The organism is Paenibacillus sp. ATY16 (assembly GCF_003399985.2).
GTDB lineage: Bacteria > Bacillota > Bacilli > Paenibacillales > Paenibacillaceae > Pristimantibacillus > Pristimantibacillus glycanilyticus.
On sequence record NZ_NMOK02000049.1, the window covers coordinates 1 to 12569 of the forward strand.

At 52.6% G+C, this 12569-nt stretch carries 13 protein-coding genes; 5 read left to right on the forward strand and 8 right to left on the reverse strand.

Going from position 1 to position 12569, the window contains the following annotated elements; genetic code table 11:
• Window positions 1–453 precede the first annotated feature (453 nt).
• Window positions 454–1338, reverse strand: a complete 885-nt coding sequence (locus CFI03_RS25440) for a LysR family transcriptional regulator (protein WP_248760651.1) — start codon at window positions 1336–1338, stop codon at window positions 454–456.
• A gap of 133 nt (window positions 1339–1471) precedes the next feature.
• Between CFI03_RS25440 and CFI03_RS25445 the strand changes: the two genes are divergently transcribed.
• Entirely contained in the window at window positions 1472–2722 is a 1251-nt protein-coding gene (locus CFI03_RS25445; RefSeq protein WP_248760653.1) for an MFS transporter, read from the forward strand.
• A gap of 72 nt (window positions 2723–2794) precedes the next feature.
• On the opposite strand, the gene CFI03_RS25450 is transcribed toward CFI03_RS25445, so the two are convergent.
• On the reverse strand, window positions 2795–3154 hold the full coding sequence (locus tag CFI03_RS25450; protein ID WP_248760654.1) for a winged helix-turn-helix transcriptional regulator: 360 nt from the start codon (window positions 3152–3154) through the stop codon (window positions 2795–2797).
• Between the two features lie 138 nt (window positions 3155–3292).
• On the opposite strand from CFI03_RS25450, the gene CFI03_RS25455 reads away from it, so the two are divergent.
• Window positions 3293–3931: an FMN-dependent NADH-azoreductase gene (locus CFI03_RS25455; protein WP_248760656.1), complete on the forward strand. Its 639-nt coding sequence runs from the start codon at window positions 3293–3295 to the stop codon at window positions 3929–3931.
• A 54-nt stretch (window positions 3932–3985) separates the two neighbouring features.
• On the opposite strand, the gene CFI03_RS25460 is transcribed toward CFI03_RS25455, so the two are convergent.
• Window positions 3986–4351 carry a winged helix-turn-helix transcriptional regulator gene (locus CFI03_RS25460; protein WP_127497302.1) on the reverse strand — a complete coding sequence of 122 codons (366 nt, stop codon included), beginning with the start codon at window positions 4349–4351 and terminating at the stop codon, window positions 3986–3988.
• Between the two features lie 135 nt (window positions 4352–4486).
• Between CFI03_RS25460 and CFI03_RS25465 the strand changes: the two genes are divergently transcribed.
• On the forward strand, window positions 4487–4840 hold the full coding sequence (locus CFI03_RS25465) for a DoxX family protein (protein WP_248760658.1): 354 nt from the start codon (window positions 4487–4489) through the stop codon (window positions 4838–4840).
• A gap of 59 nt (window positions 4841–4899) precedes the next feature.
• Here the strand turns inward: CFI03_RS25465 and CFI03_RS25470 are convergent, their stop codons facing one another.
• Both CFI03_RS25470 and CFI03_RS25475 read right to left on the reverse strand, forming a co-directional pair.
• Window positions 4900–5412, reverse strand: coding sequence for a DUF302 domain-containing protein (locus CFI03_RS25470; RefSeq protein ID WP_248760659.1), 513 nt, complete (start codon window positions 5410–5412; stop codon window positions 4900–4902).
• Between the two features lie 75 nt (window positions 5413–5487).
• Window positions 5488–6342, reverse strand: coding sequence for a LysR family transcriptional regulator (locus tag CFI03_RS25475; RefSeq protein ID WP_248760660.1), 855 nt, complete (start codon window positions 6340–6342; stop codon window positions 5488–5490).
• Window positions 6343–6477: 135 nt separating this feature from the next.
• Between CFI03_RS25475 and CFI03_RS25480 the strand changes: the two genes are divergently transcribed.
• Window positions 6478–6990 (forward strand): GNAT family N-acetyltransferase, encoded by a 513-nt coding sequence (locus CFI03_RS25480; RefSeq protein ID WP_248760680.1) that lies wholly within the window; start codon window positions 6478–6480, stop codon window positions 6988–6990.
• A gap of 26 nt (window positions 6991–7016) precedes the next feature.
• Here the strand turns inward: CFI03_RS25480 and CFI03_RS25485 are convergent, their stop codons facing one another.
• Genes CFI03_RS25485 through CFI03_RS25495 form a run of 3 tightly spaced genes read right to left on the reverse strand, consistent with a single transcriptional unit; the run spans window position 7017 to window position 9702 of the window.
• Window positions 7017–7496 (reverse strand): hypothetical protein, encoded by a 480-nt coding sequence (locus CFI03_RS25485; protein WP_248760681.1) that lies wholly within the window; start codon window positions 7494–7496, stop codon window positions 7017–7019.
• 17 nt (window positions 7497–7513) lie between these two features.
• Window positions 7514–8212, reverse strand: coding sequence for a response regulator transcription factor (locus CFI03_RS25490; protein WP_248760682.1), 699 nt, complete (start codon window positions 8210–8212; stop codon window positions 7514–7516).
• Window positions 8209–9702, reverse strand: coding sequence for a sensor histidine kinase (locus CFI03_RS25495; protein WP_248760683.1), 1494 nt, complete (start codon window positions 9700–9702; stop codon window positions 8209–8211). The genes CFI03_RS25490 and CFI03_RS25495 overlap by 4 nt, the downstream gene beginning before the upstream one ends.
• A 182-nt stretch (window positions 9703–9884) precedes the next feature.
• Between CFI03_RS25495 and CFI03_RS25500 the strand changes: the two genes are divergently transcribed.
• Window positions 9885–12422, forward strand: a complete 2538-nt coding sequence (locus CFI03_RS25500) for a beta-mannosidase (protein ID WP_248760684.1) — start codon at window positions 9885–9887, stop codon at window positions 12420–12422.
• Window positions 12423–12569 lie beyond the last annotated feature (147 nt).

Below are 12569 nucleotides of genomic sequence, written 5' to 3' on the forward strand. Positions count from 1 at the left end.
ACGAAGTGTCTACTTTTTAGTTTAAGTCCAATATGGCCCAGTAACCTCGCTTTTGGATGATTACGCTGGAATGAATCCAGCATATAGGCTTCGTGGCAGCGGAATAGCCCAATATTACTGGAGAGATTCCAACGTACGCTGCGGCGTGGTGCCGCTGGTTGCTAGGTTAAGGTCTTTGGGGGACCTTAACCATACCACTTCAAACGATAAGACCCTGCCAGGGTCTTATCCAATTCAAAAAAGCCAACAGATAGTTGGATAGAGGATCCGCAGGGTCTTACTCCAAGTGAACCGTTAGTAAAGGGAGTAAATTCGGCCGGGTTACCAAACGATAAGACCCTGCCAGGGTCTTATCCAACTGGAAAAAGCCTGCATACAGCTAGATAGAGGACTTACAGGATCTTATTTCATATTTCATTTGAATTTAGTACAAGCGGGGTGACCTGAGCCAGCTTACATTTTCCCGAAGAAGCTGATCACGAACTCGCGGAAACTGACGGCTGCTTGGGACAAATAATGCTTCCGGTTCCAGGCGATGCCGAAGGTGCGGCGGCAGATCGGATCCGAGATTTTGAGCTGCACGGTGCCCGGGCTCGACGCCCGGTTGCCCAGCGACAGCGGAAGGGTAAAGGTGATGCCAAGACCCATCTCGACAAGCGTCTGGATGGAGCTGACCTCTTCAAGCTCGAAGGCGATCCGTGGCTCGAAGCCGGCCTTCCGGCAGAAGCCGTCCGTAATTTCACGGAAGTTGGAGCGGGAGGAGAGCGAGATAAACGGCTCGTTCGCTGCTTCAATTAAGGAGATGCTCTCCCGCGATGCGAAAGGATGCCCCTTCGGTACCGTCAGACAAAGCTCCTCTTCCGCAAGGGTAAGCCACTCAATGTCCGGCCTGTTCATTTGGGTGGTCGAAATGCAGAAGTCGATATCCGCATTCTCCAGCTCGCTAAGCATGTCCGAGACGGAGCCAAGCTGATGCTGGATAATCCGGACATGCGGGTGCCGCGTCAGAAATTCCTTCAGCATCATGGGCAGCACGTAAGGCAGCGTAACGGAGATGGACACGGTGCCATGCTCAAGACCCGCCATATCCGTAATTTCGCGTTCGCCTTCTTCAAGCTCGAGAAAGGCCCGTTCAACGCGGTTGAGATAAGTCTTGCCGAATGCATTCAGCTTTACGTGCCTGCCTTGCCGTTCGAAAAGAGGCACGCCAAGCCGTTTTTCCAGCCGGTTTATGGAATTGCTGAGTGAAGGCTGTGAGACGTTCAGCTCCTTCGCGGCTTTCGTAATATGCTCATGCCGGGCAACGGCTTGAAAATATTTCAACTGGAGAAACTCCAAGCGGCTCACTCTCCCTTATAACTTTCATGTGATGATTACATTATAAAATAAGTATTATACTTCATAAATTTGAGATTTTATAATGATTCAGCATATATAGAAAGTTTCAAACAGGGATTGGAGAGCGTTGACCTTGCTAAAAGAGAAAATCTGGACGAGAAACTTCGTTACTATTTGCGTGAGCAGTTTTTTCATGTTCCTGACCTTTTACGTTCTGACGACGGCGTTTCCGCTGTATGTCCGGGATAGCCTGCACGGCGGCCAGCAGCAGATGGGTCTTGTCATTACGATTTACGTCATTGGCGGCGTGCTGATCCGGCCGTTCTCCGGCCAGTTGGTCGACCGCTTCGGCAAACGTAAAATGGCGGTTATCGGGATGATTATTTTCCTGCTCGCCTGCCTCAGTTATTTCGGAACGAAAGGCATTATTCTGTTCCTTATTGTCCGCTTCATTCACGGCATGAGCTACGCGGTTGCTTCAACGGCGATGAGCACGGTTGCGGCAACGATCGTTCCCGTGTCCCGGCAGGGTGAAGGAATGGGCTATTATACGATGTTTATGAGTATCGCGATGGTCGTGGGTCCGGCGTTGGGGTTGTTCCTGTGGAAGGACCAGAATATTAACGTGCTGCTGCTTGCGATATGCATCATTGCGGCATTGTCCCTTGGCTTTGCCTTTGTGCTGAAAATGCCGGGCGAAAAAGGCCGGAAGACAGCGGCCGTTCAAGCCGCTGCTGTAACCGCTGATCCAACTGCCCAAGAGCTGCCGGCGAAAAAAGGCTGGCGCCTGAGCAGCTTCCTGGAACCGGCGGCACTGCCGATCTCGCTTGTTGGCTTTATTCTTTCATTTGCCTATAGCTCTTTATCCAGCTTTATGGCCTCGTTTACCGATGAGATTCACCAGTCGCAAGTGACCGGCACCTTCTTTATGGTGTTTGCCGTGATGATCGTCGTTTTCCGGCCGGTTATCGGCAAAGTGTTCGACCGTTACAAGGAGCATTATTTGTATTATCCGGGCATTGGCCTGTTTGCGGTGGGCATGTTCCTGCTGAGCCAAGCGCATTCCGCGGCTATGGTATTGTTCGCCGGCGTTATTATGGGGATCGGCTATGGCGCCTTGCTTCCGTGCTTCCAGACGCTTGCGATCAAGCTGTCGCCGGAGCATCGGCGGGGCAGCGCTAACGGTACGTTTTTCCTCATGTTCGACCTTGGCTACGGGCTAGGCTCGTATTTCATGGGGATGATCGCATCCCTGACGGATTACCGGATGATGTACCTGGTGGCAGGTATTGTCGCGGTGATCTGCGCCGGCGGCTATTATATCCTGCATCATCGCCCTCGGGTAAAAAAAGCTGTTCGCGCGCAGCAAGCAAATGTTGCGTAAGGCAGGGGATAGACAAAAAAAGAGGCCATCACAGGCCGATGCAAAAGGAAACGGACTGGCGTAATGAGAGCGCTAGTCCGTTTCCTTTTGTTCATTTTTCTCCTTTTTGAGCAGATTTCGCTCCATATGGGCTTTTCCCCACTGATGCAGGGATTCCAAAATCGGAGACAGGCTTTTGCCGTATTCCGTGATGGAGTATTCCACCTTCGGCGGGATTTGCGGATAAATGACTCGCTTAACGATCTCTTCCTCTTCCAATTCGCGCAAATGGAGCGTAAGCATCCTTTGCGTGATATCGGGCAGCAATCTCCGTAGCTCATTGAACCGCAAAGGTTCGCCTTGAAGCAAATGATAAAGGATAATCGGCTTCCATTTGCCTACGATCGAATCCAGCGCCGTAACGAATTGACATTGGACGGTATTCTTTTGCATACGTTCGCCTCCTTCGATTACAGTACCTTTTTTAATACTATACCACATTATTGTGCCTACTTAAAATAAGTGAGTATATATATTATTATCTACCTAGCAAATGAATTTCATTTCATAACAGAAGGGAAGTATCTAATCATGGCAACCGTATTGTACATTACCGCACATCCCCTTGATCCAGAGCAATCCTTTAGCCTTGCGGTAGGCAAGGAATTTATTGAAGCGTATCGTCAAGCAAATCCAACGGATGAAGTTATTCATTTGGATTTGTATAAAGAACATATTCCGCAATTTGACGCTGATGTTTTGAGAGGCTGGGAAAAGCTTCGGTCGGGTTCCTCTTTCGATCAGCTGACGGATGGTGAGAAAACAAAGACAGCCCGTCTTGAGGAGGTTGTTGATCAATTCGTGGCTGCCGATAAGTACGTCTACGTGTCCCCGATGTGGAATTTCACGGTCCCGCCGGTATTGAAGGCATACACGGATGCGACTTCGATTCCGGGCAAGACTTTCAGATATACCTCGAGTGGTCCCGAAGGCTTGTTAACCGGTAAAAAAGCGTTACACATTCAAGCTAGCGGTTCCGTATATTCGGAGGGTCCTTTAGCTCCGCTTGAAATGGGCTACAGCTACCTGAATAAGATTTTACAGTTCTATGGAATTGAATCCATGGAAGCTATTTTTGTCGAAGGAACGGCCTTGCAATCCCAGGAACAAGCACCCGCGATCAAAGAAAAAGCAATCGCGCATGCGAAAGAGGTCGCCAAACGCTTCTAATAGATTTGATATCCAAATAAAAAATCCCCACTTAGGCACTTAGGTGGGGGTTTTTTATTTCGTTTCGGCGTCCTCGAGCTTGCGATCCTCACTGTACAGCTCGTTCAGATGCTGGATATGCATGGTTCCCCAAGCATTAATCGCTTCCAGGAGAGGGGTCATTTTCATCCCGTACTCGGTGATTGAGTATTCGACCTTTGGGGGGATCTGCATATAGATTTTCCGGTGCACGATGTCATGGTATTCCAATTCTCTGAGCTGAGAGGTCAGCATCTTTTTCGTAATGTCCGGCAGCGCCCGTTGGAGCTCGCTAAAGCGCATTGTGCCGTTGGTGAACAGCTGATATAAAATAACAGGCTTCCATTTGCCGACTAAAATTTCTAATGCGGTCTCCACCCGGCTGCAGTTTTCGTCTGCCATAATTCCTCCAATCCCAAGCGGGGCTTAAGGTTTCTTTTTGGATACTAGGTTTATTTGATGTGCCTACTTCCGCACCTTGACCCTTGGGTTTATTATATCGCTATAAACAACACGTTATCAAGGAGGACCTATCTTATGAATATTGCATTGTGGATCGCGCAAGCATTGTTAGCTTTAATGTTTATTCCGGCAGGTGTCATGAAAACCTTCCAGCCTAATAAAGTAAAAAGCACGATGCCTTGGGCAAAAGATGCTTCTACGGGCTATGTCGCTTTTATCGGCTTGTCCGAGCTGCTTGGCGGATTGGGATTAATTCTTCCGTGGGCAACTGATATCGCGCCGGTACTGACGCCAATCGCGGCAATCGGAATCGCGGTCATTATGCTGTTTGCCGCCGTATTCCATGCCAGACGCTCGGAATACAGCAGCATCGGCATGAACGTTATTATGCTTGCCGTGGCTTTGTTAGTGGCAATCGGCCGGTTCTAAACGTGCCGAATTAAAGAAGGAGGGCACTGCATGGGGCAGTACCCTCCTTCTATTTTTCGCTACATCATAATGGATCGCACAACGCTGTAGATCTTCGCATCCAGCAGCTTGCCGTATGGCGCAAGAGCCGGCTGATGGAGCGCGCCGAGGAACGAGGATGGCCGGTCGAACGAGATGATTGCCCCGCGCGGGCTGCCATTATCGTACAAGGTGACGCGGAACGGAACGTACAGGCTGGCTCTTCGGTCAATAGTAAGAATAGGCTCCGCGATAAGCGGATTGCCAACCAGATAAAGACGGCTTTGCTTGATGCCCCCCTGAAGCGACAGGATCTCTCCCTGATTCACCTCAGAGAAAATCATCAGTCCATGCGGGCCTTCCATCTGTTTAACAGCTGATTCTACCTGTTGCCAGGAAGCCTGCTGCTGGACCAGCAGGTTCCCGATGTACGGATCCCATCTTCCCATCTGCCGCTCAAATGCGGCGACAAGCGCTTCATAAGAAAGTCCTGTTGGAATATCGTCTCTTACGATCATCGCATAACCAGCTGTTATTGGCTCTCCGTGTCTCATCCGCGATCCTCCTTTTTGCCGGGATAAGCAGTCAGCAAATTGTATGAGAAGAAGAGGAAGCATATGACAGAAAAATTACGACAGGCCAAGCATTCGGAGGGCAAGCATAACGCTGCTGCTCTGCCGCTGGTCGGTTAAATAGGTGGCGTATGCCCGGATCGACGGTGCCTTGACCGTACAAGACAGCTCAAACAAAGCCTGCGAATCGAGATAGGGCTGCGCAATGGAGCGGGGCAGGAAGCCGAATCGATCCCCTTGCAGCAGAATGGTCAGCATAATGGAGGAATGATCGATCTCCAAGGCAGGGACATAACCCGTGCCCGCAAGCTCGGCGAACCACTCCGGAAAAGGAGCACCCCACGCAAGGTGGCAATAATCCGGGGACCGGAAATCCTCTTGTTGCATAACCCCGGCTTTTGGCTGCTTGGACACGAGCAGGAGCTCATCCTCGAACAGCAGTTGACGGGTTACCTTGGGATGCTCGGGCGGATCAAACCGGATCGCGAGATGCACCATACCATCAAGGAGCAGGTCGCGGACCATATAGGTGGGGTCGATATGGCTGAAGAACTTCACGGCAACCTGCGGATTGTCGCTCTTGAAGGCGAGAATCCGGGGCAAATACCGGTAGTGCCAGACCGAACCGGGACCGCTCATCACAACGGAATGCTCGAACGTGTCGGACAGCGTCAGCTTGCTTTCCGCGAACAGCCGGAGCATTCTTTCGGCGTAAGGGTAGAAGGCGATGCCTCCTTGAGTCAGGCTAACATTCCGGTTATCCCGCTGGAACAGCTCCTTGCCGACCGCCGCTTCCAATGCCTTAATCCTTGCGGTTATGGCCGATTGGGAGATGTGAAGATGCTCAGCCGCCTTCGTAAAATTAAGGAGATGAGCGATTGCGATAAACGCTTCGAGCTGGGAAGAATCCATAGGAATGATTAACGCCCTTTCATTATCGAAAATATGAATCACAGCAACCTATATTATTCGTTATACAAATGATAATCATGCCATTATGATGGGGGTATAGGCAAGCTTTGAAGAAAGATGGAGGGAGAGAACAGCATGAGCAATGATATCGTTATCGAACGTTTAACGTCGTTAGAGACTTTGCTTGAGAAGCTGGCAGACTTGCTGGTTCAAGTCGTGGAGGAAGGTGCATCCGTCGGGTTCCTGCCGCCGCTCAGCCAAGAGGAAGCGATAGAATATTGGAAGGGCGCATTGGATCCGGAGGTGATGCTGTTTGCTGCCAAGGTTGGCGGACATCTTGCAGCCACGGTGCAGCTGCAGTTATGCGGCAAAGCGAACGGCTCTCACCGCGCGGAGATTGCGAAGCTGATGACCCATCCGGAATACCGCCGCAGAGGGATTGCCCGGAAGCTGATGCTTGCAGCGGAGGCGGCGGCGCTCGAGGAGAATCGGTCGCTGCTTGTACTGGACACGAGAGAAGGAGATCCTTCCAATCTGCTGTACCTGTCTTTGGGTTATCAACTGGCGGGCCGTATTCCGGATTTCGCGAGATCGGCTGACGGTAGCCTGGACGCCACGATGATTTATTACAAGAATATCGGCCGCTGACGGTGGATAAAACGAAACCCCGAGCCTTACAAGGCAGGGGTTTTCCGTTTGCCGCCCGGCTTCCACACGGACAGAATATACATGACGATAATCGATATGGTCTGCAATGCAATGCCGATCATAAGCCAGGTATGGTGAACGGTCAGGCTTCCATTGTCGTCCAGCCCTCGCAAGGTCCATTCGTATAGACCGATAAAGCCGATACCGATGGCAAGCAGGGTAAGCATCTCTTTGGCGATCACCCAATAGTACCGGAACAGTCCCCAGGAGGTCAGTACCGACAGCGCAATGCCCGTTACCGTGGTGCCAATCGTAGAGGCGCGTACGCTGGAATCGGCCAGCAGATGCATAATGGTATAGCAGGATCTCAGCATGGCGGCATCATCCGTAACGGATGCGGTTAAAGCCAGAATAATAAACGCAACCTGCACGCCAAACATAATCGCCGCGAAAAGAATATGAAGCAGGAGTAAGATTCGCCGCTGCTGCAAGGTGATTTTTTTCAAGCGTTCCATTCCTCCCCTTAAATATTGAACCGGTAACCGACTCCCCAGATCGTCTCGACATATTGAGGCTTCGAAGGATCGCGTTCGATCTTCTCCCGCAGCTTGCTGATGTGCACGGTAACCGTTGCGTGATCGCTGCCGATCGCGTCCATCCCCCAAATCTGCTCGAACAGATCCTCTTTCCGGAAGACACGGTTCGGATGGGTGACGAGATAGAGGAGCAAATCGTATTCCTTGGCGGTAAAAGACACCTCGCGCTCGTTCACGAACACCCGGCGGGACTGCTTCTCGATCCGGATGCCGTTCAGCCGCAGCTCATCCCGGTGCTGAACGTTTTGACCCTGCCCAACCAGCCGGTCATAGCGCGACAGATGGGCCTTCACCCGGGCTACCAGCTCGCCAAGGCCAAACGGCTTCAGGATATAATCATCCGCACCAAGGCCAAAGCCGCGGATCTTATCGATCTCTTCCTTCTTAGCCGACACGATTAGGATAGGAACGTTGCTTGCTTCGCGAATCCGGCGGCATACCTCGTAACCGTCCATGGACGGCAGCATCAGATCCAGCAGGATGAGGTCATACCCGCCTTGAAGCGCCATCTCCAGGCCCGAATCGCCGCGTTCGGCCATATCGACCTCAAAGCCGTGGGCGAGCAGATAATCCTTCTGCACCTCGGCAATAACCGGATCATCCTCGATAATCAAAATCCGTTTCATTGTATACCTCCATTCTCCGGCTTCTTCGCTGCAGGGAACCGGAGCTGTATCGTTGTTCCTTCACCCGGCTGGCTGACGGCCGTGGCTGTTCCGCCGTGCGCTTCTATAATTTGCTTCACAATGGCGAGACCAAGTCCGCTGTTGCCTTTGCCCGGACTCCGCGAGGACTGCGCCCGGAAGAACCGGTCGAATACGCGGGGCAGAGCATCGGCCGGAATGCCTTCGCCGTTATCCCGTATTTGCAGGAGACAGATACCGCCGAGCTCTTCATCGAGCGAGAATTGCAGCCTTTTCGTCTCGCCTTTCATATATTGGAGGCTGTTGTCGGCCAGATTCATAAGCGCGCGGTGGAGCTTTTGCCGGTCTGCTTGGATAAGGACCTGCTCCGTGCCCGCGCTTGGGGTGAAGGTAACCTCGGTCCCGCTGAAGCGGGGATCCAGCTGCAATTCGTTAACGTACTGAATCATATAGGCCGTTAAATCAACCGTATCCCAATGGAAAGGCAGCTTGCCCGTATCCAGAGTCGAATACAGCTGCAGCTCCTCGATCATCCGGTTCATCTCGGTCGTTTTGCCGGCGATCATTTGCACGTACTTCTGCCGCTTCTCTTCCGTATCGGCAATGCCGTCCCGCAAGCAATCCGTGCAGCCTTGAATCGCGGTTATCGGCGTCTTCAGATCATGGGAGATGTTCGCCAGCAGCTCCTTCCGGCCTTGCTCCAGCTCAAGCTGGGCTCCCAGGGAGGCCTGAAGGCGAACGCGCATTTCTTCGAAAGCCGCCCCAAGCTGCCCGATCTCATCCTGCCCCCGCAGCCGAACGGGATGGTTCAGATCGCCTTCCCGGATCTGGCCGGCTGCTTCCTTCAAGGCATACAGCGGCTTAATGATGCTGCGAGAGACGAGATAAGTAAGCAGACCGTTAGTGACGATAAGCGCTCCGAGCAAGGTAAGCAGTACCAGAGGTACGAGCCGCTTGAAGAAGTCCGCGACCGGCTTCATATCGGAGACGATGACCAGCTTGCCGCTGCTGCCGTCGGGGCTCAAGAAAGGGATTGTTTCCCACTGATCGCCGCTTGGCGGGCCGGGCTGCTCCGCTTTCATGCGCCCGTCGGACAGGTTAGCCAGAATCTTATCCGTGGGCAATCCGGGCGAGGCATACGCTACTTCGTCATTCCGGATGACGATCATCCCGGCTTCTACTTCCTCTAGCTTCGATCCCGTGTCCGTCAGGAATGCCTGATCGGACAGCAGCTTGGGATCATGCTCGGCAATGAACTTTAGGCCGGAGCTCAGCTCGTTGCGTCCCGTAAACAGATCGCGAATGGAGCTGAGCGGGAACGAATGCCCGGATTTGCCGTCTCCGCCTCCGGCTCCAGGAAGGGCGTCTTTTATGAGTAGATTTCCCAGCAGCGCGATCGTCAGTCCGAACAAAAGGATAGGAACGGCGATCATGGCCGCATAGGAGAAAATCAGTTTTTTTCGGATGGACATTACTCATGCACCTCATTTCTCTATCATTGTAGCCTGCCCGTTCAAATTTTCTATAAAATAAACCTGAAAAAAGTATAAATTAGTGTGGTATACATTTGTTTCGAACCTCCGTTATACTACAGTCGAATGTATCCATTTACGCGAAAACCATTGGCAATGGCCTTATATTTAGGAGGATTCTAATGAGCGAGTTGAAGTGGCAGATTTCGAACTGGACGTTTAAGAATAGCGAAGAGCAGGAGTGGAAGCCGGCTTTCGTGCCGGGCTGCGTGCATACGGATCTGCTGAAGAACGGCCTGATTTCCGAACCGTTTGCCCAGACCAACGAGAAGGACCTGCAGTGGATTGATAAAAAAGGTTGGGAATACGAGTCCGTATTCGACGTTTCGGGCGAACTGCTTGAACATGCTAAGCTCGAGCTGGTGTTCGAGATGCTGGACACGTACGCGGACGTGTATTTGAACGATGCTTTAATTTTGTCGGCGGACAATATGTTCCGCACCTGGACAGTTGACGCGAAGCCTTACGTCCGGGAAAAAGGCAACCGCCTGTACGTTCGCTTCCGCTCCCCGATTGAAGAGGGATTGGCTAAGCTGGAGTCTTACGGTCCCGGATTGCCGGCACCTAATGACGACTCCGTTACCGGAGGCCTTGAAGGCAAAAAAGTAAGCGTATTCTCGCGCAAAGCGCCGTATCATTACGGCTGGGACTGGGGTCCGCGGTTTGTCACAAGCGGGCTTGGCCGGCCGGTTTATTTGCGGGGCTGGAGCGGCGCGCGAATCACGGATCTGTATGTGCAGCAGGATGATGTGACGTCGGCTGAGGCAAAATTAACCGTTCAGCTTGCGGTGGAATCGGAGAGCGGCGGCGAGTTTGAGCTTAAGCTGCATGACGATAACGGACAGGAATGGACCCGCAAGGTCGTACTTGAGAGTGGAGCGCAGACGGTTTCTTGGCCCCTTGCAATTGAAGAGCCGAAGCTGTGGTGGTCGCGCGGTCTAGGTGAGCCTCATTTGTATACGTTTACAGCTAGTCTCTCGCAAGGGCGGGAGGAGATGGCGCAAGCTTCCGCAGTGACGGGACTGCGTTCCGTTAAGCTGATCCGCAAGCCGGACGAGCAGGGATCGTCGTTCTACTTCGAGGTTAACGGTATACCCGTCTTTGCGAAAGGCGCTAACCATATTCCGAATGATAGCTTCTTCTCCGAAGTAACCGATGAACGTTACCGCCACGAGATTGCAAGCGCGGTGGAATCGAACTTCAATATGCTCCGCGTATGGGGCGGGGGCTTCTACGAACAGGATATTTTCTATACATTGTGCGATGAGAACGGGCTTCTGGTCTGGCAGGACTTTATGTTCGCCTGCAGCATGTATCCCGGTGATGAAGCATTCCTGAGCAGCGTGCGCGCGGAAGCGGAGGACAATGTACGCCGTCTGCGCAACCATCCAAGCATCGCGTTATGGTGCGGCAATAACGAGATTGATGCGGCCTGGTCGCAATTCGAGGAGGATAAAGGCTGGGGCTGGAAACAGCTGTACACCGCCGAGCAGCGGGAGCAAATCTGGGCGGATTACGAGGCTGTCTTCCATCAGGTGCTGCCGGAGGTTGTGGCGGCGATGGCGCCGAACGTTGAATACTGGCCGTCATCGCCAATGCAGCGCCTGACGGGCAATAACGAGCAGCATGCGACCAACAACTCCTCGCATGGCGATATCCACTATTGGGCGGTATGGCATGCCCAGGAGCCGTTCGAGCAGTATAACGAGAATATCGGACGCTTCATGAGCGAGTACGGCTTCCAGTCCTTCCCGGAATACAAGACCGTGCGGGCTTATGCCGAAGAGAAGGATATGGCGCTGGATTCCGAAGTGATGCTGCATCATCAGAAGAATGGCCGGGGCAACTTCCTGATCAAGGATTATGCGGACCGGTACATGAAGCAGCCGAAGGATTTCCCTTCCTTCCTTTATATCAGTCAGGTGCTGCAGGCCGAAGCGATGAAGCAGGCGATTGAGGCGCATCGCCGGAGCATGGACTATTGCATGGGATCGCTGTATTGGCAAATCAATGACTGCTGGCCGGTGGCTTCTTGGTCGAGCATGGATTATTACGGCAGATGGAAGGCCGCTCAATATCTGATCAAGAACAGCTTTGCCGATGTTCTCTTGTCCTTCGACCAGAAGGAGGACGTAACGAACCTTCATGTCGTATCCGACCTTGGACAGTCCATTGACGCCGTGCTGGAATGGAGCCTGCATAAGCTCGACGGTTGCCTGCTGAAGTCGGGCTCGGAGACGATTGCCATTGGCGCCCGCTCGGCTAAGCCGGTTCTCTCCCTGTCGGCCGAACAGCTTGGCGAGTTCGATCCGAAGGGCACGGTACTTGTCGGACGCCTGATTCAAGCTGGTCATGAGCTGGCGAGCTCCAAGCATTATTTTGTCTACACGAAGGAGCTTGCGCTTACGGATCCCGAGATTGCGGTGGAAGAGGCTGCCGGCAGCGAAGGAACGGCCTTCGTGTTAACGGCCAAGCGGTTGGCCAAGCAGGTCTGGGTGCAAGCGGAGGAGGAAGGGGTCTTTACGGATAACTTCTTCGATCTGATCCCGGGTATCCCCGTAACGGTTCAGTTCAAGAAAAAAGCGGCTGACCAAGTGTTGTTCGTCCCTGCATCGCCGGGACAGGTAACCGTGCAGTCGATGTTTAACTACGCGAAGTAAGGAATTTAAGATGCTCCATCGCTGCATTGGCGATGGGGCATCTTTTTTTGCTGGCTGGAGGAGGATGCGCATAAGACCCTGGTAGGGTCTTATGTGGCACGGGAACCGATGGAGGGGGTAGCGTCAAGAAGTTTGTGTAGTAGGGAT